The organism is Ralstonia sp. TCR112 (assembly GCF_007997035.1).
GTDB lineage: Bacteria > Pseudomonadota > Gammaproteobacteria > Burkholderiales > Burkholderiaceae > Ralstonia > Ralstonia edaphi.
The window spans coordinates 126171-147915 of sequence record NZ_VOSS01000014.1 but is presented as its reverse complement, the minus strand read 5'-3'; the positions used below and the strand labels follow the sequence as shown (position 1 = coordinate 147915).

The 21745-nt window shown below is 62.6% G+C and carries 23 protein-coding genes and 1 pseudogene; 2 read left to right on the top strand and 22 right to left on the bottom strand.

Translation table 11 applies throughout. The features are described 5' to 3' along the window. The coding region (uvrC, locus tag FUT88_RS06085) for an excinuclease ABC subunit UvrC (RefSeq protein WP_147214236.1) at positions 1-894 on the bottom strand (894 nt) is incomplete at its 3' end. 92 nt (positions 895-986) lie between these two features. Between uvrC and earP the strand changes: the two are divergent. Together earP and efp are read left to right on the top strand one after the other, a co-directional pair. Further along, positions 987-2179 (top strand): annotated as a pseudogene (gene earP / locus FUT88_RS06080) (elongation factor P maturation arginine rhamnosyltransferase EarP). Between the two features lie 122 nt (positions 2180-2301). Continuing rightward, entirely contained in the window at positions 2302-2871 is a 570-nt protein-coding gene (gene efp / locus FUT88_RS06075; RefSeq protein WP_027677743.1) for an elongation factor P, read from the top strand. 76 nt (positions 2872-2947) lie between these two features. Here efp and nagZ read toward each other — a convergent pair whose 3' ends face one another. From nagZ to plsX, 21 genes are all read right to left on the bottom strand, one after another. Continuing rightward, positions 2948-3997 carry a beta-N-acetylhexosaminidase gene (nagZ, locus tag FUT88_RS06070; protein WP_147214235.1) on the bottom strand — a complete coding sequence of 350 codons (1050 nt, stop codon included), beginning with the start codon at positions 3995-3997 and terminating at the stop codon, positions 2948-2950. Beyond that, positions 3994-4437 (bottom strand): holo-ACP synthase, encoded by a 444-nt coding sequence (gene acpS / locus FUT88_RS06065; protein WP_147214234.1) that lies wholly within the window; start codon positions 4435-4437, stop codon positions 3994-3996. The genes nagZ and acpS overlap by 4 nt, the downstream gene beginning before the upstream one ends. After that, on the bottom strand, positions 4434-5225 hold the full coding sequence (gene pdxJ, locus FUT88_RS06060) for a pyridoxine 5'-phosphate synthase (RefSeq protein ID WP_012435233.1): 792 nt from the start codon (positions 5223-5225) through the stop codon (positions 4434-4436). The genes acpS and pdxJ overlap by 4 nt, the downstream gene beginning before the upstream one ends. Continuing rightward, the gene (recO, locus tag FUT88_RS06055) at positions 5222-6043 is read right to left on the bottom strand and encodes a DNA repair protein RecO (protein WP_147214233.1); all 822 of its coding nucleotides are present in this window, start codon (positions 6041-6043) and stop codon (positions 5222-5224) included. Before recO ends, pdxJ begins: the two co-directional genes overlap by 4 nt. 32 nt (positions 6044-6075) lie before the next feature. Then, positions 6076-7014, bottom strand: a complete 939-nt coding sequence (gene era, locus FUT88_RS06050; RefSeq protein ID WP_004635627.1) for a GTPase Era — start codon at positions 7012-7014, stop codon at positions 6076-6078. Between the two features lie 8 nt (positions 7015-7022). Next, a complete protein-coding gene (gene rnc / locus FUT88_RS06045) occupies positions 7023-7793 on the bottom strand; it encodes a ribonuclease III (protein WP_009238523.1) in 771 nt (256 codons plus the stop codon). A gap of 1 nt (position 7794) precedes the next feature. Next, positions 7795-8163, bottom strand: coding sequence for a DUF4845 domain-containing protein (locus FUT88_RS06040; protein WP_147214232.1), 369 nt, complete (start codon positions 8161-8163; stop codon positions 7795-7797). Between the two features lie 61 nt (positions 8164-8224). After that, positions 8225-9118, bottom strand: a complete 894-nt coding sequence (gene lepB, locus FUT88_RS06035) for a signal peptidase I (RefSeq protein ID WP_027677750.1) — start codon at positions 9116-9118, stop codon at positions 8225-8227. Positions 9119-9148: 30 nt separating this feature from the next. Continuing rightward, complete coding sequence (lepA, locus tag FUT88_RS06030) at positions 9149-10948, bottom strand: translation elongation factor 4 (protein WP_147214231.1); 1800 nt, start codon at positions 10946-10948, stop codon at positions 9149-9151. A gap of 216 nt (positions 10949-11164) precedes the next feature. Beyond that, entirely contained in the window at positions 11165-11440 is a 276-nt protein-coding gene (locus tag FUT88_RS06025) for a glutaredoxin family protein (protein WP_147214230.1), read from the bottom strand. Beyond that, complete coding sequence (locus FUT88_RS06020; protein ID WP_147214229.1) at positions 11437-12948, bottom strand: DegQ family serine endoprotease; 1512 nt, start codon at positions 12946-12948, stop codon at positions 11437-11439. The genes FUT88_RS06025 and FUT88_RS06020 overlap by 4 nt, the downstream gene beginning before the upstream one ends. An 85-nt stretch (positions 12949-13033) precedes the next feature. Continuing rightward, entirely contained in the window at positions 13034-14131 is a 1098-nt protein-coding gene (locus FUT88_RS06015; protein WP_147214228.1) for a MucB/RseB C-terminal domain-containing protein, read from the bottom strand. Positions 14132-14142: 11 nt separating this feature from the next. Next, positions 14143-14778 carry a sigma-E factor negative regulatory protein gene (locus tag FUT88_RS06010; protein WP_147214227.1) on the bottom strand — a complete coding sequence of 212 codons (636 nt, stop codon included), beginning with the start codon at positions 14776-14778 and terminating at the stop codon, positions 14143-14145. Positions 14779-14885: 107 nt separating this feature from the next. After that, a complete protein-coding gene (gene rpoE / locus FUT88_RS06005) occupies positions 14886-15485 on the bottom strand; it encodes an RNA polymerase sigma factor RpoE (RefSeq protein WP_147214226.1) in 600 nt (199 codons plus the stop codon). Positions 15486-15546: 61 nt separating this feature from the next. Further along, positions 15547-16038, bottom strand: a complete 492-nt coding sequence (locus FUT88_RS06000; protein ID WP_261797041.1) for a hypothetical protein — start codon at positions 16036-16038, stop codon at positions 15547-15549. 48 nt (positions 16039-16086) lie between these two features. Beyond that, positions 16087-17319 (bottom strand): beta-ketoacyl-ACP synthase II, encoded by a 1233-nt coding sequence (fabF, locus tag FUT88_RS05995; RefSeq protein ID WP_147214225.1) that lies wholly within the window; start codon positions 17317-17319, stop codon positions 16087-16089. A 113-nt stretch (positions 17320-17432) separates the two neighbouring features. Then, the gene (acpP, locus tag FUT88_RS05990) at positions 17433-17672 is read right to left on the bottom strand and encodes an acyl carrier protein (RefSeq protein WP_004635650.1); all 240 of its coding nucleotides are present in this window, start codon (positions 17670-17672) and stop codon (positions 17433-17435) included. A gap of 186 nt (positions 17673-17858) precedes the next feature. After that, the gene (gene fabG / locus FUT88_RS05985) at positions 17859-18608 is read right to left on the bottom strand and encodes a 3-oxoacyl-ACP reductase FabG (RefSeq protein WP_147214224.1); all 750 of its coding nucleotides are present in this window, start codon (positions 18606-18608) and stop codon (positions 17859-17861) included. A 14-nt stretch (positions 18609-18622) separates the two neighbouring features. Then, complete coding sequence (fabD, locus tag FUT88_RS05980; RefSeq protein WP_147214223.1) at positions 18623-19552, bottom strand: ACP S-malonyltransferase; 930 nt, start codon at positions 19550-19552, stop codon at positions 18623-18625. 32 nt (positions 19553-19584) lie between these two features. After that, the gene (locus FUT88_RS05975) at positions 19585-20565 is read right to left on the bottom strand and encodes a beta-ketoacyl-ACP synthase III (protein WP_147214222.1); all 981 of its coding nucleotides are present in this window, start codon (positions 20563-20565) and stop codon (positions 19585-19587) included. A gap of 36 nt (positions 20566-20601) precedes the next feature. Beyond that, positions 20602-21663 carry a phosphate acyltransferase PlsX gene (gene plsX / locus FUT88_RS05970; RefSeq protein ID WP_147214221.1) on the bottom strand — a complete coding sequence of 354 codons (1062 nt, stop codon included), beginning with the start codon at positions 21661-21663 and terminating at the stop codon, positions 20602-20604. Between the last annotated feature and the right edge of the window lie 82 nt (positions 21664-21745).

The following is a 21745-nucleotide window of genomic DNA, read 5'->3' as shown; positions in this document are numbered from 1 at the left end:
CCCCCCGCGCACCATCGCGAGGTTCACGCAGGCGTGGCCGCCCTTGATGGCAACGGCCAGGATGTCGATGTCGCTGGCGTGGCCGACCTCTTCCACCGACTGCTGCTTGAGCACCGTCGACAATGCGCCGATCTGGTCGCGCACGATGGCGGCCTGCTCGAACGCCAGCGATTCGGAATAGCGCTGCATCTTGTCCTGCAGCGTCTGCATGACCTCGTCCTGTCGACCCTGCAGGAAACCGGCGGCGTTGGCGACGTCGCGCGCGTAATCCTCCGGGCTGATCGCCTGGACGCATGGGCCGCTGCAGCGATGGATCTGATGCAGCAGACACGGTCGTGTGCGGTTGTTGAAGACGGTGTCTTCGCACGTGCGGAGCTGGAACACCTTCTGCAGGATCTGCATGCTTTCACGCACCGCATGCGCGCTCGGAAACGGGCCGAAGTATTGGTGCTTGCGATCGGTCGCGCCGCGGTAATACGCCATGCGCGGATAGGCGTGATGCGTGAGCTTGAGATACGGATACGACTTGTCGTCGCGAAACAGGATGTTGTAGCGCGGCGCCAGCGCCTTGATGAGGTTGTTCTCAAGCAGCAGCGCTTCGGCCTCGCTGCGCACGACGGTGGTGTCGATGCGCGCGATCTTCGCCACCATCATCGCGATGCGCGGCGAAAGCAGCGTTTTGTTGAAATAGCTCGACACGCGCTTCTTGAGGTCGCGCGCCTTGCCCACGTAGAGCACGTTGCCCTGCGCATCGAAGTAGCGATACACGCCCGGCAGGTTCGGCAGGCGCGCGATGTGCGCTTTCGCGTCGAATTCGGGCACGTTCACGGGCGCGCTGGGCTCGACGCTCTCGGGCGTCTCGGGGGGCTGGGGTTGCGTGGGGTCGGACGACATGGCGTTCGCTGGATCAGAGGCCGTCAGTGTAGAACAAGCTGCCGACTACAATGTCGGCCCGCCCTTCTTCGCTGCCCGACTCGCCTTCCTGCATGCGCACCATCACATCCTGGGATCTCTTCTGCCGCGTCGTCGACAATTACGGCGACATCGGCGTCTGCTGGCGCCTGGCCCGCCAGCTTGTACAGGAGCACGGCCACACCGTCCGTCTGTGGGTCGACGATCTCCGTTCGTTTGAAAAGATCTGCCCCGCAGTCGACGCTAAAGCCGTCGCGCAACGCGTCTCGGGCGTCGATATCCGCCATTGGGCCGACGATGCGCAGGTGGCGGCCCTTCTGGCCGCTGATGCACACCCAACCTTGCATGACGTGGTGATTGGCGCATTCGCATGCGCGTTCCGGAGCCCGTGCTGGCGCTCATGGCCGAGCGGGCATCCCAAGGATCGGCGCCCGTCTGGATCAACCTGGAATACCTGAGCGCCGAGAACTGGGTGGCCGAGCATCACGCGATGCAGTCGCCACATCTGCGACTGCCGCTCGTCAAACACTTCTTCTTTCCGGGCTTTGCACGCAACACCGGCGGCGTCCTGCGGGAATCGCATCTTGGCGCGCAACGCCAGACGTTCGAGGCGAGCCCCGCCGCGCACCAGGCGTTGTGGCACCGCCTCGGGGTCGACGACCTGATGCGCAACACCCCCGACGCCCTGCGCGTAAGCCTGTTCGCTTATGCCAATCCGGCATTGCCAACGCTGGTCGCTCAATGGGAAGCAGCGCCACAGCCCGTGATCTGCCTGGTGCCCGAAGGGCTGGCCGCCCAGCAGATCGCCGAGCTAATGGGCGATGCCGGCTCTGCCAAGACGGGCGCGCGCTGGACGCGTGGCAACCTCACGGTGGCAGTCGTGCCGTTCGTCCCACAGGAGCACTATGACCCGCTGCTGTGGGCATGCGACATCAACTTCGTACGTGGGGAGGACTCCTTCGTGCGCGCCCAATGGGCGCTGAAGCCGTTTGTCTGGCACATCTATCCCCAAAGCGACGACGTACATCTCATCAAGCTCGACGCATTTCTGGCGCGCTATACGACAGCCCTGACAGAGGCCGATGCCAAAGCGCTGATCTCGTTCTGGCACGCGTGGAATGGTGCGCCGGCATCACTCAATTGGACGGACTTTGCAGCCGTTGCGCCTCGCCTGCGCGTACGGGCCGTCACCTGGGAGCAAAGCTTGATGCAACTGGGCGATCTCGCCGCGAATTTGGTGGCATTTTGCGAAAAACAGGTAAAATAGCGGGCTGATCTGTATGCGACCCCCGGCTCTGACCTGGTTCGCGCGGCCCGGAGGGTATCGCGCGGTGCTTCGTTGCTTGGCGCGCATCGAACCCTCTTACTCTCAGGAACTGTGAAATGGCTTTGAAAATCGCGCAAGAACTCCGCGCTGGCAACGTGTTCATGATCGGCAACGACGCAATGGTCGTGCTCAAGACCGAGTACAGCCGTTCGGGCCGTTCGGGCGCCGTCGTCAAGATGAAGTACAAGAACCTGCTGACGGGCGCAGGCGGCGAGTCGGTGTTCAACGCCGACGACAAGATGGACCAGGTCATCCTGGAGAAGAAGGAAGCCGAGTACTCCTACTTCGACGGCTCGATGTACGTGTTCATGGATCCGGTCACGTACGAACAGTACAACGTTGAGCCCGCCGCCATGGGCAGCGCGCTGAACTACCTGCAAGACGGCATGAAGGTCGAAGTGACGTTCTACAACGAGAACGCCATCTCGGTGGAACTGCCGACCACGGTTGTCCGCGAAATCGTCTACACCGAGCCGGCAGTCAAGGGCGACACGTCGTCGGGTAAGGTGCTGAAGGCGGCGCGCATCAACGACAACGAAGAATTCGTGATCATGGTGCCGCTGTTCTGCAACATCGGCGAGAAGATCGAAATCGATACGCGTACCGACGAGTACCGCAGCCGCGCCAAGTAAGCTGGCGCCGCAGCAAGAAGAAAAGGCTCCCTCGGGAGCCTTTTCTTTTACCACCACGTTTTGTGCGTTTCTGGGGCTACGCGATGAGCTTCGCCTCACGCAACGTGCGCAGCGCCTGCCTGTAGGCCGATTGCTGCTGCAGCTTCGCCCAGTCCTTCACGGCCCGGCCGCCAAACAACCGGCGCACGCGTCGCTGCGATGCCTTGCCCATGGGCACGTCCAGCTCGCCGAGCAGTTGATCGGCCTTCTCCGGCGCGTTGCAGATCAGCACCATGTCGCAGCCGGCCGTGAGCGCCGCACGCGCCCCGTCGACCACCGTGCCGGCAACGCTCGCGCCTTCCATGCTCAGGTCATCGCTGAAGATCACGCCGTCGAAGTTGAAATGCGCGCGCAGCATGTCCTGCAGCCAGAAGCGAGAGAAGCCCGCCGGGTTCGGATCGACAGCCGAGTAAATCACGTGCGCCGGCATGACGGATTGCAGGCCGATTCCCATCCAGCCGTAGGGCTGCGCATCGTCTGCAAGAATGGCCTCAAGCGGGCGCTCGTCCACAGGCACAGCAATGTGCGAATCCGCTTGGACGTAGCCGTGACCGGGGAAATGCTTGCCGCAATTGGACATGCCGGCCAAGCGCAGGCCCAGCGTCAGATGGTTGGCGAGCATCGTGACCACGCGCGGGTCGCGATGAAACGCCCGATCGCCGATCACGCTGCTGCTGCCGTAGTCGAGATCGAGCACGGGCGTGAAGCTGAGGTCGATATCGCAGGCACGCAGTTCGGCGGCCAGAACGTACCCGCAAGCGGTGGCGGCGCGCGTGGCCGCCAGCACATCGGTGTCCCACAGCTTGCCCAGCGCGCCCATGGCGGGCAGGTGCGTGAAGCCGTCGGTCTTGGCACGCTGCACGCGACCGCCTTCGTGGTCGATGCAAATGAGCACGTCGCTCCGAATCGCGCGAATGGCCTGCGTGAGCGCCGTCAACTGCGCGCGCGATTCAAAGTTCCGCGCAAACAGGATCACGCCCCCCGTCAACGGATGGGCAATGCGGCGAACATCGTCGGGGCCGAGTTTCAGGCCGGCCACATCCAGAACGATCGGGCCGGGGTGCTTCTGTTTTTTGGTTTGGGTCATGCGGAGGATTTCGTTTGCAACTCGGCGACTGCGAAGGCGACTGCGTAGTCGCGCTCGTCCGTCACGCTGATCTGGATATGAAGGCCGTGCTGCGCGATCCAGTCGGCCAGTTCGCCGCTGTAGCGCACCACCGGTTGGCCGGAGGGCAAGTTGAGCGTCTGGACCGCACGCCACGTCATGGGCCAGCGCATTCCCAGGCCGATGGCCTTGGACACAGCTTCCTTGGCGGCAAAGCGCGTGGCAAGAAACGCGAGGCCACGGCGCTCTGAACGCGCCTTGCGGGCATGGTAGACGCGCAGCTCCTCGGGGCCGAGCACCTTTTCGGCGAAGCGGCCATTGGTCCGCTGCATCACGCCTTCGACACGCTCGATCTGGATGATGTCCGTGCCGATGCCATAAATGGCGCCGGACACCGAGGCGGCTGCGGCCCGTTCGTTCATACAGGCACGCCCGGGTGTGCAGCCGCTGGCGTCGTGGACGACAACCGCGCCGCAACCATGATCGCCTTCATCTCACGCACCGCGTTCTGCCAGCCGGCAAACACCGCATGCGCAACGACGGCGTGGCCGATGTTGAGCTCATGAATGCCGGCGATGGCGGCAATCGGCTGCACGTTCGTGTAGTGAAGGCCGTGGCCTGCGTTCACCCGCACGCCCCAGCGGATGCCCTCTTCCACGGCGGTTTCGATGCGGACGAGTTCTGCCCGCAGCTCGGCATCGTCGGTCGCTTCAGCATAGCGGCCCGTGTGCAGTTCGATGACGGGCGCGCCGGCAGCGGCAGCGGCCTCGATCTGTGCCGCATCCGGATCAATGAACAGCGACACGCGGATGCCCGCATCGGCCAGTTGCTTGCAAGCGGCCTGCACCTTGGCAAAACCACCAACCACGTCCAGCCCGCCTTCGGTCGTCACTTCCTGACGGCGCTCGGGCACGAGGCAAACGTCCTGCGGGCCGATGTCGCATGCGATGTCGAGCATCTCCTGCGTGACGGCGCACTCGAGGTTCATGCGCGTGCGCAGTTGCGGCCGCAGGGCGCGCACATCGGCATCCTTGATGTGGCGGCGATCTTCGCGCAGGTGGAGGGTGATGAGGTCGGCGCCGGCTTCTTCTGCCAGCAGCGCCGCGGCGATCGGGTCCGGGTACGTGGTGCCGCGCGCGTTGCGCAGCGTAGCGACGTGGTCGATGTTGATACCCAGGTCGATGATTCCCGGCGAGGCGTGAAAGATCATAGTTTCTGCAAGTCGATCAGGATCTGGCGCGTCGAAAGCGGCGTGCCATGCAAATGATAATGCAGCAGGAAACGCATCAGACTGCGGCTTTGCTGTGCGGTCGTGGGGCGTGAGGCGTAATCATCGCGCTCCATGTCGATCAGCGTCTGGCCGCGCAAGACTGGCCACGACGATGGATCGCTCGGCAGGGTACGCCGGATGCCGCGCTCGGGGTGATAGACGTATTCGGCATCCGCCTGCACGGGTTCGCCGTCGATGCAGCGGTCGAGCTGCGCGGCAAAGCCGGTCTCACGCAGCAGCACACGTTCGAACGCCCGCAGCGTGAAGGCCGCGGGTTCGCCATGGGCAAGCTTGTTGAGCGTTTCGACGTAATGCGCGAACAGGACCGGGTGGCCGTCTTCGCGGGCGACGAACTTGACGAGCAGTTCGTTCAGATAGAAGCCGGACAGCAGTCCCTCTCCGCCCAGCGGCAGCATGCCGCCAACCCACTCTGCGCGCGTGAGCGTGCGCACATCACCGCGCCCGCTCCAGGACAGCGACAGCGGCTGGAACGTCTGCAACACCGCGCGCAGCGCTGAATGCGGCCGCTTCGCCCCCTTGGCAACCAACGCCATGCGCCCGTAGTCCGGCGTAAAGACGTCGATGATGAGGCTGGTTTCCCGATACGGATAACTGTGCAGCACGAAGGCCGGCTGCGCAGCAACACGCGTTTCGGAACGCCCGGCAGGAAAGCTCTTGCGCGGCGCGGCGCCGGCAACGCCTTCCTCGGCAAGCCATTCCGCGGCTTCGTCCGGAATCGGATCGGATCGTCCCGCCATCGAGCGTGTGTAGAAGTGGCCCGGCTAAATGGTTATTCGTAGCCGTAGGCGCGCAGGCCGGCTTCGTTGTCGGCCCAACCGCTCTTGACCTTGATCCAGACCTCCAGATACACCTTGCCGTCGAACAGTTTTTCCATGTCCATGCGGGCTTCGGTGGAGATCTGCTTGAGCTTGGCGCCCTTCGCGCCGATGATCATCGCCTTGTGCGCGTCGCGGTCGACGAGGATGGTGACGAACACGCGGCGCAGGCGACCTTCGGTCTCGAACTTGTCGACGATGACGGTGCTGGAATACGGCAACTCGTCGCCCGTCCAGCGGAAAACCTTCTCGCGAACGATTTCGGCAGCCAGGAAGCGCTCGCTGCGATCGGTCAGCGCCTCCGGGTCGTACATCGGCTCACCTTCCGGCAGATACGGGCGCACGATGCCGAGCAGCCGATCGATGTCGTCGCGGTTCTTGGCCGACATCGGCACGATTTCGGCAAACGGAAACACCTGCGCCATGTCCTGCAGGAACACGGCAACCATCTCGGCGCGCGTGTACGCATCGAGCCGATCCACCTTGTTGACGATCAGGATCACGGGCGTCTCGCGCGGCAGCAGCGAGAGCACCTTTTCGTCGTCCGGGCCGTAGCGACCGGCTTCGACCACGAACAACACCGCATCCACCGACGTAAGCGTGGACGTGACCGCGCGGTTCAGCGAACGGTTCAGCGCGGTGGCGTGACGTGTCTGAAAGCCTGGCGTATCGACGAAAACGAACTGTGCGTCATCCGTCGTCTGAATGCCGGTGATGCGGTGACGCGTCGTCTGCGCCTTGCGCGATGTGATGCTGACTTTCTGGCCCACGAGGGCGTTCATCAGCGTGGATTTGCCGACGTTCGGCCGCCCGACAATGGCGACCATGCCGCAGCGGAACCCCTCCGGCACGCCAGATTCTGGCTGCGGAGGCTGCAATGGGGTGTCGCTCATTTACCTGATTATTCCTTCAACCGGAGAGACAACTGCGGATCGGGCGGCGTGGCCTGCTTGCGCGTCTTGCCAGTGCGCTCGGCGCGGCTGCGCTTGACGAGCTGCGGCACCAGGCGATGCGCTTCTTCCAAGGCCAGCTTGGCCGCCGATTGTTCGGCCGCGCGCCGCGATGCCCCGCTGCCGGAGACGCGAATCTCCAGCTTCGGGATCGAGCACTCGACCTCGAATTGCTGATTATGCGCCGCGCCGTGGGTAGCCACCACCGTGTACAGCGGCAACGCAATCTTGTGACCTTGGAGGTACTCCTGCAACAGCGTCTTGGCGTCCTTGCCAAGCGTGCGCGGATCGACCTGTTCAAGGATCGGGATATAGAGCTTGCGGATCAGCGTGCGGGCGGCATCGAAGCCGCCGTCGAGGAACACTGCCCCGAAAATCGCTTCCAGCGCATCGGCCAGGATAGATGGACGGCGGAAACCGCCGCTCTTCAACTCACCTTCGCCCAAACGCAGGGCATCGGGCAATTGCAACATTTGCGCGATCTCGTACAACGCCTGTTGCTTGACCAGATTGGCCCGCACCCGCGAAAGATCGCCCTCATCCAGCTTGCCGAACATGCCGTAGAGCATGTCCGCGACGGCGCAGTTCAGGATCGAATCGCCAAGAAATTCCAGGCGCTCGTTGTGCATCGCGCTGTGACTGCGATGGGTGAGCGCCTGCTGCAGCAACTCCGGTTTGCTGAAGCGGTAGCCAAGACGTTGCTGTAGCGCATCCAGACTCATGTCAACGCTGGGTCCCCGAATAGGTGATCACCAGACCGATGGGGCCATACAGCGGAACTTCGCGCTTGTACGAGAAACGCACCGCCTGAATGGAGCCCCCGCCGTCCAGCACTTCCAGATCTTCGCCCTTGATCGACGTGATGTCGTCGATCGCGGCCTGCTTGTCAAAGGCGGAGGCCACCTCTTCGCGCGTGCTTGCACGCTCGCGCGCCTGTTTCACAGCGCGTGTAATGGCCTGGTATTCCATCAGGCTCGGCACGGACCGAATAGCCGGCAGCACAAACGTAATCAGCACGATGATGCCGATCAGGATGCCAAACATCGTAATCCCGCGCGACGGGCGTTTGAGACCGGTCTGACGAATCCGCATTGCATTTCCCCCGTTTTGCAATTGCCGAGTTTTATTAAGATATCTTTGCGTCACTTATGGATCAGTGAAAAGCACCGATCCGCTTCAGGTCACCCAGATTCATCCAGATGAAGAAGGCCTTCCCGACGATGTTCTTGTCCGGCACGAAGCCCCAGTAACGAGAATCCGCGCTGTTGTCGCGATTATCGCCCATCATGAAATAGTGACCTGCGGGTACCTTGCAAGTGAAGCCGGTCTGATTGTATGTGCAGTTCTCGCGGAACGGAAAATCGTCCGGGCCGGAGACATAGGCGGGGCGGTCTGCGTCGTTCAGGATGTTGTGGGTCACGTTGCCCAGCGTCTCCTGGTACTGCTTCGAGTAGGTCAGACGCTCGCCATCGAGGTAGTCGGACTGCGGCGCGTAGGTCGCCGGCTGGCCGTTCACCGTCAGACGCTTGTTGTCGTACTTCACCACGTCACCCGGCACACCGATCACGCGCTTGATGTAGTCCATCGACTCGTCTTTCGGGTAGCGGAAGACCATCACGTCGCCGCGTTGCGGCTGGTTCAGCTCCACGATCTTCTTGTTCACGATCGGCAAGCGAATGCCATAGGTGTACTTGTTGACGAGGATGAAATCGCCGATCTGCAGCGTCGGAATCATCGAGCCCGACGGAATCTTGAACGGCTCGATCACGAACGAGCGCAGCAGGAACACCGCGGCAATCACCGGGAAGAAGCTGGCGGTGTATTCCAGCCACCAGGGCTGGCGCAGCTTGTCTTCGGCCAGTTGCAAACGCGCTGCACCGATGTCGCCACCGCCGCCGTACTGCGCCTGCACCTGCGCGCGCGCATCAAATTCAGCGAGTGCCGCGGCCGCGGCCGCTTGACGTTGACGCTGGAATACGAGCTTGTCGGCCACCCACGCGATACCGGTGAGCACGACGAGAACAAACAGAATCAGGGCGAAGTTCATGGAGGAGAGATCGTCCGAGCGATGTCTGGATTATTTTTCTTCGACGCGCAGGATGGCCAGGAAAGCCTCTTGCGGAATTTCAACGGTGCCAACCTGCTTCATGCGCTTCTTGCCCTCTTTCTGCTTCTCGAGGAGCTTCTTCTTGCGCGAGATATCGCCGCCGTAGCACTTGGCCAGCACGTTCTTGCGCAGCGCCTTGACGTTCTCACGCGCGATCACGTTCGCACCAATGGCCGCCTGGATCGCCACGTCGTACATCTGACGCGGAATGATCTCGCGCATCTTGGCGGCCACTTCGCGACCACGGTACGTGCTGTTCGAACGGTGGACGATGATGGACAGCGCATCGACCTTGTCGCCGTTGATCAGGATGTCGACCTTGACCACGTCCGACACGCGGTATTCCTTGAACTCGTAATCCATCGACGCATAACCGCGCGAGACGGATTTCAGCCGATCGAAGAAGTCCAGCACGATCTCGCCCATCGGGATTTCGTATGTCAGCTGGACCTGGCGGCCGTGGTAGCTCATGTTGATCTGCGAGCCACGCTTCTGCTCGCACAGCGTGATGACGGCGCCCACGTAATCCTGCGGCATGTACAGATTGACGGTGACGATCGGCTCGAGAATCGCCTCGATCTTGCTCGGGTCGGCCGGCATCTTGGCCGGGTTTTCCACCTGCACCATCGTGCCATCGCGCAACTGCACCTGATAGACCACCGTCGGCGCGGTGGTGATCAGATCCATGTCGAATTCGCGTTCCAGGCGCTCCTGCACGATCTCCATGTGCAGCAGGCCCAGGAAGCCGCAGCGGAAGCCGAAGCCGAGCGCCTGCGACACTTCCGGCTCGTACTGCAACGACGCGTCGTTGAGCTTGAGCTTTTCGAGCGATTCACGCAGCGCTTCGTATTGATTGGCTTCCACCGGATACAGACCGGCAAACACCTGCGGCTTGACTTCCTTGAAGCCCGGCAGCGGTGCTTCGGCCTTGCGCGGCGCCACATGGGTGATGGTGTCACCCACCTTGGCAGCCTTGAGTTCCTTGATGCCCGCGATGACGAAGCCCACCTGCCCCGCCGACAACGATTCGCGCGGCACCGACTTCGGCGAAAACACGCCCACCTGTTCCACCAAATGCTGCGCACCGGTTGCCATCAGCAGGACTTTGTCCTTGGCGCGCAGCGTGCCGTTCACCACGCGCACGAGCATCACCACGCCGACGTAGTTGTCGAACCACGAGTCGATGATCAGCGCTTGCAGCGGCGCGGCCGGGTCGCCCTTCGGCGCGGGCACTTTGGCGATCAGCGCTTCGAGCACGTCCGCCACGCCCACGCCGGTCTTGGCGGAGCAGCGCGTCGCGTCGGTGGCGTCGATGCCGATGACGTCTTCGATTTCCTGGATCGCGTTGTCCGGATCGGCCGCAGGCAAGTCGATTTTGTTGAGCACCGGCACGACTTCCACGCCCAGCTCGATGGCGGTGTAACAGTTGGCGACGGTCTGCGCTTCCACACCTTGGGAAGCATCGACCACCAGCAGAGCCCCTTCGCATGCGGACAATGAGCGGCTGACTTCGTAGCTGAAGTCGACGTGTCCGGGGGTGTCGATTAGATTGAGGTTATAGACCTTGCCGTCGCGCGCCTTGTAAGACAGCGCGGCTGTCTGCGCCTTGATGGTGATGCCGCGCTCCTTCTCGATGTCCATCGAGTCCAGCACCTGGGCTTCCATCTCGCGGTCGGAGAGCCCGCCACACAACTGGATGATGCGATCTGCCAGCGTCGATTTGCCGTGGTCGATGTGGGCGATGATCGAGAAATTGCGGATATTGTCCATCGAATGCGTCGAAAAGCGCCCATCCCGGGCGCGTCTGCCGGAGCGCGAGGCGGTCCCGGCATGGCCGGCGCGCATGTGCTGCGTCGGCGGGAGGTATTGGGTTCAAAGCCTAAATTGCGGCACAACAATCGTGCAGTGCAAAAATCGGCGCTAACAGGCGATTTTACCGGATTTCAGAGGGCTTCCCGCGCCTCTTTTTGCGGCAGCGGCGTTGCCTCAGTTGTGCGCGCTTTGTGCAGTGAGCCACGCCTGCACAGCTTGCACATCCAGAAAGTAGTGGCACAGCTCATGTGCATCTTCAGGTGGGGTTGCCGGCGCCCCCGTCATGAGCACGGGCACCAACTCATCAAACCGCGCCTCCAGCGCCGGATCGCTATCGACGTCCACTTCGTGGAGCACAAAAGAAAAACCGCGCTGGAGTGGCTCCAGCGCGTTCTTCATGTCATCGCACAAATGGCAGTACGTGCGGCCGTAGAGCGTGAGTTCGATCACTGGCCGCTACCCGACCGGGCTGCGCTTGGGCGCAACGTCACTACCTGGGTGGCATCACCTCGACGCACAAACACAGCCACCATGCGGTTCTTGTCGAGCTTGGCGACCACCTCGTTGAACTGCTTGGCGTTGGTGACATCGGTATCGCCCACACGCAGAATCAGGTCGCCCGGTCGAATGCCGACGCGCGCCGCGGGCCCTTCGGACACCTGCACTTCAACGCCGCTCTTGGTCTTGAACTCGCGACGAGCGCCGTCGGACAGGTCAGCCACCACCAGCCCCAGCGCGTTCGGCTTGCCCGGACCTTGCTGGCTGTTGTCAGGCTGTGCGCCCTTCGCGCGTTGCGCCACCTTCGTGTCAGCCTGCAACTCAGCGACCGTCACAGTCAGATCGCGCGTTGCACCCTTGCGCCAGACCTGCACGGTGGCGCGCGTACCCGGCTTGGTCTCGCCGACTTGGCGCTGCAGGTCGCCCGCCTTCTCGACATCGCGCCCGTTGTACTTAAGAACAATGTCACCGGCCTCGATGCCTGCCTTGTCGGCCGGACCGCCCGACTCGACGTTGCCGACATAGGCGCCGCGCGCGCGGCCCAGACCCAGCGACTCCGCTGCGTCCTTCGGCACGTTGTCGATCGCCACGCCGATGCGGCCGCGTGTCACGCGCCCCGTCGCCTTCAACTGCTCAGCCACACGCATCGCCTCGTCGATCGGAATCGAGAACGAGATGCCCATGTAGCCGCCGCTTTGGCTATAGATCTGGTTGTTGATGCCGATCACCTCGCCGCGCAGGTTGATCAGCGGGCCGCCGGAGTTGCCTGGGTTGACGGCCACGTCGGACTGGATGAATGGCAGGTAGTCGCCCGTATCGCGACCCTTGGCCGACACGATGCCTGCAGTCACCGTATTGTCCAGGCCAAACGGAGAGCCGATTGCGAGCACCCACTCGCCCACGCGCACCTTGTCGGAATCGCCAAGCTTCAGGCTCGGCAGGGCACTGGCCTCGACCTTGACTAGCGCCACGTCGGTACGCTTGTCCAGGCCGATCAGCTTGGCCTTGTATTCGCGCTTGTCGATCAGCGTGACATAGATGGTTTCTGCGCCTTCCACCACATGCGCGTTGGTCAGGATGTAACCATCGCCCGAGATGATGAAGCCGGAACCGACACCGCGGCTCTGCTCTTCTTCCTGCTGCGGCGGCGCGTTGCGGCGCTTCTGACCCTGCCCCGGCATGCCCGGCATCGGCACTCCGAAGAAGCGGCGGAAAAACTCCGCCATGTCGTCATCATTCGGACCACCCTGCTGCATACGGACCTTCTCGGTCGTGCGGATGTTCACGACGGCAGGGCTTACCTTCTCGACCAAGTCGGCAAAATCGGGCAGGCCATACGTGCCCGTAGCCACACTACCCGTGGCGTTCTGTGCGTGGGCCGGCGCCAATGCGCTCCCGACCGCCACGGCAGCGGCAACGCACAGCAGACGCAAGGCATGAACGGATCGAGCGGTACGCATGAAAGCTCCCCGGAACAAGGACAAATAGAGAAATGGTACTGAGCGCAACCACGCCGCGCACCCCAGGCAGGTGCCGGCTTTGTGGCTACTGCGGCGCGCTGGCCGGCTTATTGCTCACGTTGGCGGACACCGGCTTGTAGTCGACTGCGGCGCCAAACTGCTTGATGGTAGCAAACGGGACTTCGCCCACAACCGTCAGCCAGAAATCGGCAACGCGTCGCACCATCACATGCGTGGCGCCTTGCGAGATAAAGCCTTCGCGGCGCGTACGCTTTTCCGATACCGGCTCGATAAACAGCGACAGCCCTGCCAAGCCATCACTGAAGACGACCTGCTGGACCTCGAAACCGGAAGTGTTCTTGCCCGCCGGCGCAATATCGCCCAGCGGACGACGCACCTCGCGGATCTTCTGGAAACCCTTGACGGGATTGCCGATCGTCCAACCTTGTTCTGCCAGATTGGTCGGCTGCGTCACGATCTCGTACTGATTCCAGCCGTTCAGGTTCTTGAACGCAGCGACGATCTTCTGCTTTTCCGACGGCACACCCAGCTCGACTTGCGAAAAGGCGACCTGCTCCAGCACCTTGCCGTCTTCACCAATGGTCTGGGCGCGCATGAGCAAGCCACTGTTTCGCTCGGCCCAGATACGGTAGGCATAGCGGTAGCCGTCCTTCGGATCAAGCTGAAAGACCTCGCAGTCCATGCCCGCGACGCGCTCGGCCGGGAGGTGGCGCATGTCGTACTGATCGAGCACATCGCCATTGGTGGTGGCAAGCAGCGCGGGGAAGCTGTCCTTGTGCTCCTGCTTCTCCGTCACAACGAGTTTGACGTCGTAAATCAGGTTCCGCACGACATCATTCTGGCGCAGCATTTCGCGCTGCTTGCCGTCCAGCGCTTCGACGCGCTCGTACTCGTTGTTGAAGAGATCAGCGTAGTGCTGGATGCGGGTGGAGTGCATGCCGGTGCCACGCTGGTATGTGAGCGTGCCGACATAGTTCTGCTTGAGTGCCGCGCGATGGATCTTGGCCAACCAAGAGGCGGCCTCCTTGCGCGGCATGGGATCGGGCTGCGGCTGAGCAGCCGTCGCCAGCGCCGAAACACACAGAAGAAGAAAAACCGACCGACGAACGGCCTGCAACTTGCGGGCGCCTGCCCCGGCAACGGGGTGCCACACCTTCGACATGGATGCCCGCATTATTCCTGATTGGAGTCCTGGGTGTTCGCCACCCCGTTGGCCACTGCACGCAGATACGGAACCACCATACCGTTGGTCGCCGATTGACGATGGGCGCTCAGGTATTCGTCCAGACGGGCGTCGCGGATCATCGGCGTATTGTCAGTTGCCGCCACGGTCAGCGCCTGCGCACCAGCAGCAGCTTGCGTCGCCTTGGCGACCAGTGCGGGAGAACCGTCCGCGCCATCAGCAGGACCGCGCAGTTGCGGCACGACGACCCAGCTAACGGCCGCCACCGCCGCCGCCACGGCAGTCGTGGGCATGATCCGTCGGACCCAAGCGGGACTGACCAGGAATCGGTGCCTCTCTTGGGTTTTCGCACGCTGCGCTACAGCCGGCACCAGCAGATGGGGCTCAGCCTCGAGCTTCGCCGAGAACCGGCTGACGAAATCTTCGGAGGAACGCGTGTTCAGCAGATCCTCCGAGCGGAGCACGTCGCCGATCAGCTGATATTCGCGCCAATGCGCCGCGCCCTCGCCATCCTTGGCGAGCTCCACCGCAGACAGCACCTCGTGCGCTGCGATTTCACCGTCCATCAAGGCAGAGATGCGTTGTGCGAACTCCACTTCTGCCGTTTGCAATTGAGCCTGACCCATTTCCCGACCCCAAAAACTCCAACGTCCAATCAACGATCCGAGAGAAGACTTCCCGAGGTTTCACCGTTTGCAGCCGCATGCGGCCGCCGGCTTGTCATATCGGCTGGCTACCACCGTTTGCCCTCCACTGTTCCCAGCAGGGGGCGCAATTTCTCGGCAATCGCCTCGCGCGCCCGGAAAATGCGGGACCGGACCGTGCCGATCGGGCATTCCATCGCTTCAGCGATTTCCTCATAACTCAGACCCTCGATCTCCCGGAGTGTGATTGCGGTACGCAACTCTTCGGGCAGTGCTTCCATTGCACGGTTGACCGTTTCGGCCACCTGCTTGGTATGCAGCATGGAGTCCGGCGTATTGATATCCCTTAGTAGCTCACCGTCGGCAAAAGTTTCAGCCTCTTCGGTATCGATGTCGGTGGACGATTCCGGGCGCCGGCCCTGAGTCGCCAGGTAATTCTTGGCCGTGTTGACGGCGATGCGATACAGCCACGTATAGAACGCGGATTCTCCCCGGAACTGGGGCAACGCACGATAGGCCTTGATAAAGGCATCCTGTGCCACATCCTCGACTTCGGCTGGGTCACGGATCAGGCGCGAGACGAGCCGAATGATCTTCCGGTGGTACTTGACCACCAGCAGCTCAAACGCTCGCTTATCGCCTTGCTGGACGCGCTCGACGAGGATCTGGTCGGCTTCGCGTTCGCTCACGGATTCTTCACCTGCAGTGTATCGCCTTGAATTTTTGTGACTTGGAAACGTTGTATTTTACCTACGACACACCAGGCGCCTGGGACACCACCCGCGGCGGCCCCAAGCGCAACAGACTTCGCATGCGACGTAGCGTCCCGGCAGAAAACCACGGCGGCATCAGCACGAAAATCTGCGGACACCACCCATGACGCGCGACTCCAAGGACCAAGACGCGCTCACCGAGCGGCCATGACCATAACAAAGGCGCATTTTGGACCGCTTGTGGCGCCTTCAATCGGATCTGCCACACAGCGCGACCCGGCTCCCCGTCTTGTTTGAGACGAACGCGCCACATCAGTTCCATTGCGAGCGGCGAACGGTTCACCATCAAAGGAACGGTGGCAGCAAATGTCAGCGCGCTGATGACAGCCCAACTGATCGGCGGCAAGGCAGCGCCCCACGTTTCGATTGCCCAGAACACCACCGAGCAGACAAGCGCCGCCATCCCGAAACGACCGATCGCGCACAACCGCCGATACGACGCTGGAAAAACAATGTGCTGGAAAATCAAGGCAAAAAACGAAGCGGCACGCGCTGCGAGGCTGCGTACCGCTTTGCCTTATGGACGCTTGAACACCAGCGTGCCGTTGGTCCCACCGAAGCCAAAGTTGTTCTTCACGGCCACGTCGATCTTCATGTCCCGCGCGGTGTTGGCGCAGTAATCGAGATCGCACTCGGGATCCTGATTGAAGATGTTGATGGTCGGTGGCGACACCTGATTGTGCAGCGCCAGCACCGTGAACACCGACTCCAACCCGCCCGCGCCGCCCAGCAAGTGGCCGGTCATCGACTTGGTCGAGTTCACGACAACCTTGCTCGCATGGTCGCCAAAAGCGGCCTTGATGGCTTCCGATTCGTTCTTGTCGCCCAGCGGCGTAGACGTGCCGTGCGCATTCAGGTAATGGACCTGATCCGCATTCATGCCCGCATCGCGCAGTGCGTTCAGCATGCAACGGCGCGGGCCGTCCATGTTCGGCGCCGTCATGTGGAACGCATCGCCGCTCATGCCGAAGCCTGCGACTTCCGCATAGATCGTGGCGCCGCGCGCCTTGGCCGACTCGTATTCCTCCAACACCATCACGCCGGCACCCTCGCCCAGCACGAAGCCGTCGCGGTCCTTGTCCCAGGGGCGCGATGCGGTGGCTGGATCCTCGTTACGCGTGGACAGCGCGCGGGCGGCGGCGAACCCGCCGATGCCCAGCGGAGACACCGTCGATTCGGCGCCGCCGGCAACCATGGCGTCAGCATCACCGGCCTGGATCAGGCGGGCGGCCAGACCAATGCTGTGCAGACCCGTGGTGCAAGCCGTGACAGCTGCCAGATTCGGGCCCTTCAGGCCGAACATGATGCTCAGGTGACCGGAGATCATGTTGATGATCGAGCCCGGCACGAAGAACGGCGAAATCCGGCGTGGGCCGCGATCGACATAGGTCTGGTGCGTGTCTTCGATCATCGGCAGACCGCCGATACCGGAACCGACCAGCACGCCGATGCGCTCGGCATTGGCCTCGGTCACTTCCAGCCCGCTGTCTTTCAGCGCTTGCACGCCGGCAGCAATGCCGTAATGGATGAAGGTATCCATGTTGCGGGCTTCTTTCGCCGGGATGTAATCCTCGGCGTTGAAACCCTTGACCTCGCCCGCGAAATGCACGGCCAGGTTCGACGGATCGAATTTGGTGATGGTGGCGATCCCGGACTTGCCGGCGACCAGATTGGCCCACCCCTCGGCGACCGAGTTCCCTACCGGAGAGACCAGCCCCAGGCCGGTTACGACTACGCGACGACGGCTCACTATGCTTTCCTGCAACTCTGTATCAGCGACAAAGGCCACAGAAAACGCGCCACCCGGTCAAGCCGGACAACCGCCCTTTCTGTGGCCCGCGATGTCAAGAGATCGATTGACGCTTACGCCTTGACGTGGGCGGTCGCGTAATCGATGGCTTGTTGCACCGTGGTGATCTTCTCGGCTTCTTCGTCCGGAATTTCCATACCGAACTCGTCTTCCAGAGCCATCACCAGCTCAACCGTATCGAGCGAATCCGCGCCCAGATCGTTCACGAACGACGATTCGTTCTTGATGTCCGCTTCGGCCACGCCGAGTTGCTCAGCAACGATCTTCTTAACGCGTGCGTCGATGTTGTCCATTTAACCCTCCAGGGAAGTATTCGACAAAAAGTGCGCGCATTCTAGCAGGTTTGAGCGGCGAAAAACCGCGCCGGAATCCATGCAAAAAATGCGCTCAACATGATGCTAAAAGCCAGTTAAATCGGCGATCGCACTGGATTTTGCGCATGCGCAAAGCCCCGCACACCCGCCGCCGGGACGGCTTCCTTATCCCATGTACATGCCGCCGTTGACGTGCAGGGTCGAGCCCGTAATGTAGCCGGCCGCCGGTGACGCCAGGAAGGCAACCGCGCTGGCGATGTCCTCGGGCGCGCCCAGGCGCCCCAACGGAATCTGCGCCTTCAGCGCGGTATGTTGCTCTTCCGACAGGACCTTGGTCATGTCGGTATCGATAAAGCCCGGTGCGATGCAGTTGACCGTAATGTTACGGCTGCCGATCTCGCGGGCCAGCGCGCGGGCCATACCCTCCACACCAGCCTTGGCCGCAGCGTAATTCGCCTGACCCGGGTTGCCAGCGGAGCCCACGACCGACGTGATGTTGATGATGCGGCCGCCGCGCGCCTTCATCATCGGGCGCAGCACGGCACGCGACAGGCGGAACACGGCGGAAAGGTTGGTATCGATCACCGACACCCATTCGTCGTCCTTCATGCGCATCGCCAGGTTGTCCTGCGTGATGCCAGCATTGTTGACGAGGATGTTCAGGCCGCCATGCGTCTTGATGGTCTCGTCGATGACGGCTTCACAGCGCGCGGCGTCATTCACATTAAGCACCACGCCAGCGCCCTTCAGGCCGGCTTCAGCAAAGTAAGCTGTGATGGCTTGCGCGCCAGCTTCCGACGTGGCCGTACCGACCACCGTGGCTCCCTGACGCGCCAGTTCCAGCGCGATGGCGCGGCCAATACCTCGCGAGGCACCGGTAACGAGTGCAACCTGATTGTTCAATGCTTGGGTCATACGAATCCCGTTGATTATTTGAGTTGGCCCAGCACGGCTTCCAGCGACGCCGGATCAAAAATCGCATCGCCGACAATCTCGCCATCGATGCGCTTGACCAGACCGGCCAGCACCTTACCCGGCCCGCACTCGACCACGCGGGTCACGCCGTCGGCCTTCATCTTCTGGACCGTCTCGACCCAGCGCACCGGCGCGGCTGCCTGGCGCACCAGCGCATCCTTGATGGCAGCCGGGTCGCTCACGACAGCAACGTCCACGTTATTGATGACGGGAATCACCGGGGTGGTAACGGTCACGTTGGCGAGATACTCGCGCAGACGGTCCGACGCCGGCTTGAGCAGCGACGAGTGAAAAGGTGCCGAAACCGGCAGGGGCAGCGCGCGCTTGGCACCCTTGGCCTTGGCGATTTCGCAAGCCTTCTCGACAGCCGCCTTGGCGCCGGCGATCACCACCTGGGCCGGCGCGTTGAAGTTGACGGCTTCGACCACGCCCGCCACCGAAGCTTCGGCGCATGCGGCCCGCACGTCGTCATCCGACAGGCCGAGGATCGCCGCCATGCCGCCCTCGCCCACCGGCACGGCTTCTTGCATCGCCTTGGCGCGGAAACGCACCAGCGGCACAGCGTCCTTGAATGCGATGGCGCCCGCGGCGACCAGCGCCGAATACTCGCCAAGGCTATGACCGGCCACGACGGTCGGCGTCGGGCCGCCGGCAGCTTGCCATGCGCGATAGACAGCAACAGCGGCCGTCAGCATGACGGGCTGCGTGTTGGTGGTCAGGTTCAGCTCTTCAGCCGGGCCTTCGGCAATCAGCTTGCCGATGTCCTGGCCCAGCGCGTCGGATGCCTCGGCCAGCGTGGCCACCACGGCCGGATGATCGGCAAACGCATTGAGCATGCCGACCGATTGCGAACCCTGGCCGGGGAAGACGAAAGCGAATGTCATGGCTCGTATTGTTCGTTCTGGAAATTCGTCGATCAGAAGCGCAGCAGCGCGGCGCCCCAAGTAAAGCCGCCGCCCACGCCTTCGAGCATCACGTGCTGGCCGCGCTGGATGCGGCCGTCGCGCACAGCAACGTCGAGTGCCAGGGGAATCGAAGCAGCCGACGTGTTGCCGTGCTCATCGACGGTCACGATCAGGCGCTCGTTCGAAAGGCCCAGCTTCTTGGTGGTGCCTTGCATGATGCGGATGTTCGCCTGATGCGGAATCAACCAGTCAACTTGCGAGGCGTCAAGCTCGGCGGCCGCCAATGCTTCACGGGCGACCTTGTCGAGCACCGTGACGGCCAGCTTGAAGACGGCCTGGCCATCCATGTACAGGAAGGCGCTGCCCTGGATCGCACCTGCGGCCACGTTGCCCGGCACGCACAGGATGTTGGCGTGGCTGCCGTCCGCATGCAGCGCAGTCGACAGGATGCCGGGCTCGTCAGAGGCTTGCAGCACCACAGCACCCGCGCCGTCGCCAAATAGCACGCACGTGGTGCGATCGTTGAAATCGATGATGCGCGAGAAGACTTCCGAGCCAATCACGAGCACGTTGCGGTACGCACCCGAGCGGATGAATTTGTCGGCGGTCGCAAGCGCGTAGACAAAGCCGGAACATACGGCCTGCACGTCGAATGCCGGGCAACCGTTGGTGATGCCGAGCTTTTGCTGCACCAGGCACGCCGTACTCGGAAACACGAAATCCGGCGTGGACGTTGCCACCAGGATCATGTCGAGTTCAGAGCGATCGATGCCGGCGGCTTCGATCGCACGCTCGGCCGCCTTTACTGCGAGGTCGCTGCACGTAACATCCGGCTCGGCGAAATGACGCGCCCGGATGCCGCTGCGCGAGACGATCCAATCGTCGCTCGTCTCGATACCCTTTTCGGCCAGCTGGGCCGCCAGTTCGTCATTGGTGACCCGCTTGGGCGGCAGGTGGCTGCCCGTACCGATGATCCTTGCGAAACGTGTCATGTGCGGTGGGGTGAAATCTGACTCGGGAGCGACGTGTCAAGCTGCGTCGGCGGCCGGAGTGGAAGTGGAGACCGGCGCAGCGCCCGCTGCGTCATGGTGCGATTCGAACGCCTGCGCAATGCGGGCGATCACGCCGTTGGCCGCGGCGTCGTAGGCACGCTTGATGGCCCATTCGAACGCGTAGGCATCCGCCGAGCCGTGGCTCTTGATGACGAGGCCACGCAGACCGAGCAGCGCGGCGCCATTGTAGCGCCGATGATCGACACGCCGTTTGAACCGCGTCAACACCGGCAGCGCCACGACGGCGAGCAGTTTGGTGAACCACGAGCGACTGAATTCCTGGCGCAGCATCTCGCCGATCATCTTGGCCAGGCCCTCGGTGCTCTTGAGCGCCACATTACCGACAAAGCCATCGCAGACAACGATGTCGGTCGTGCCCTTGAAGATGTCGTTGCCCTCAACGTTGCCGAAGAAATTGAGATCGGAGGCGCGCAGCAGCTCACCTGCGTGCTTGACGACCTCGTTGCCCTTGATGACCTCTTCGCCGATGTTGAGCAAGCCGACCGTCGGCCGAGGCTTCTGCTCAACCACCGACACCATCGCCGAGGCCATCTGCGCAAACTGCAGCAGATGCTCGGGCTCGCAGTCAGCGTTGGCACCCAGGTCCAGCACGGTGGTGCCGGCGCCCTTCTCGTTCGGGATGGCGGTGGCGATGGCCGGGCGATCAATGCCGTCCAGCGTCTTGAGCACGTAACGCGACACGGCCATCAAGGCGCCGGTGTTGCCGGCGGAAACGCACGCCTGAGCGGCGCCGTCCTTGAGCTGATTGATGGCCACGCGCATCGAAGAATCTCTCTTCTTGCGCAGCGCGACCTCGACCGGATCGTCCATCGACACCACCTCAGAGGCGGGGACGACGTGGACACGCGGGTTCGCGGTGGCGTGAAGTCGCTTGAGCTGCGCCGCGATGGCATCGGGCTGCCCGACGAGCAGCATTTCGACGTCTTCGTGTGCGGCGAGAAAATGGATCGCTGCGGGGATTGTCACGCCAACGCCGTGATCACCACCCATGCAGTCGATGGCAAGCTTGATGGTCATGCGAGTCTGAGTTGCGGTTTCACGTGCGGCTCCGGCCGTTGGCGCGCGTATGGTACACAAACCCGTACACGCATTGCCGAAT

Bases quoted from the DNA above. Each gene is read 5' to 3' on its own strand.
- nagZ (WP_147214235.1), bottom strand. From the start codon at position 3,997: ATGACCCAAACCAAAAAACAGAAGCACCCCGGCCCGATCGTTCTGGAT.
- acpS (WP_147214234.1), bottom strand. From the start codon at position 4,437: ATGAACGAACGGGCCGCAGCCGCCTCGGTGTCCGGCGCCATTTATGGC.
- pdxJ (WP_012435233.1), bottom strand. From the start codon at position 5,225: ATGATCTTTCACGCCTCGCCGGGAATCATCGACCTGGGTATCAACATC.
- recO (WP_147214233.1), bottom strand. From the start codon at position 6,043: ATGGCGGGACGATCCGATCCGATTCCGGACGAAGCCGCGGAATGGCTT.
- era (WP_004635627.1), bottom strand. From the start codon at position 7,014: ATGAGCGACACCCCATTGCAGCCTCCGCAGCCAGAATCTGGCGTGCCG.
- rnc (WP_009238523.1), bottom strand. From the start codon at position 7,793: ATGAGTCTGGATGCGCTACAGCAACGTCTTGGCTACCGCTTCAGCAAA.
- FUT88_RS06040 (WP_147214232.1), bottom strand. From the start codon at position 8,163: ATGCGGATTCGTCAGACCGGTCTCAAACGCCCGTCGCGCGGGATTACG.
- lepB (WP_027677750.1), bottom strand. From the start codon at position 9,118: ATGAACTTCGCCCTGATTCTGTTTGTTCTCGTCGTGCTCACCGGTATC.
- lepA (WP_147214231.1), bottom strand. From the start codon at position 10,948: ATGGACAATATCCGCAATTTCTCGATCATCGCCCACATCGACCACGGC.
- FUT88_RS06020 (WP_147214229.1), bottom strand. From the start codon at position 12,948: ATGCGTACCGCTCGATCCGTTCATGCCTTGCGTCTGCTGTGCGTTGCC.
- FUT88_RS06015 (WP_147214228.1), bottom strand. From the start codon at position 14,131: ATGTCGAAGGTGTGGCACCCCGTTGCCGGGGCAGGCGCCCGCAAGTTG.
- FUT88_RS06010 (WP_147214227.1), bottom strand. From the start codon at position 14,778: ATGGGTCAGGCTCAATTGCAAACGGCAGAAGTGGAGTTCGCACAACGC.
- acpP (WP_004635650.1), bottom strand. From the start codon at position 17,672: ATGGACAACATCGACGCACGCGTTAAGAAGATCGTTGCTGAGCAACTC.
- fabG (WP_147214224.1), bottom strand. From the start codon at position 18,608: ATGACCCAAGCATTGAACAATCAGGTTGCACTCGTTACCGGTGCCTCG.
- fabD (WP_147214223.1), bottom strand. From the start codon at position 19,552: ATGACATTCGCTTTCGTCTTCCCCGGCCAGGGTTCGCAATCGGTCGGC.
- FUT88_RS05975 (WP_147214222.1), bottom strand. From the start codon at position 20,565: ATGACACGTTTCGCAAGGATCATCGGTACGGGCAGCCACCTGCCGCCC.
- plsX (WP_147214221.1), bottom strand. From the start codon at position 21,663: ATGACCATCAAGCTTGCCATCGACTGCATGGGTGGTGATCACGGCGTT.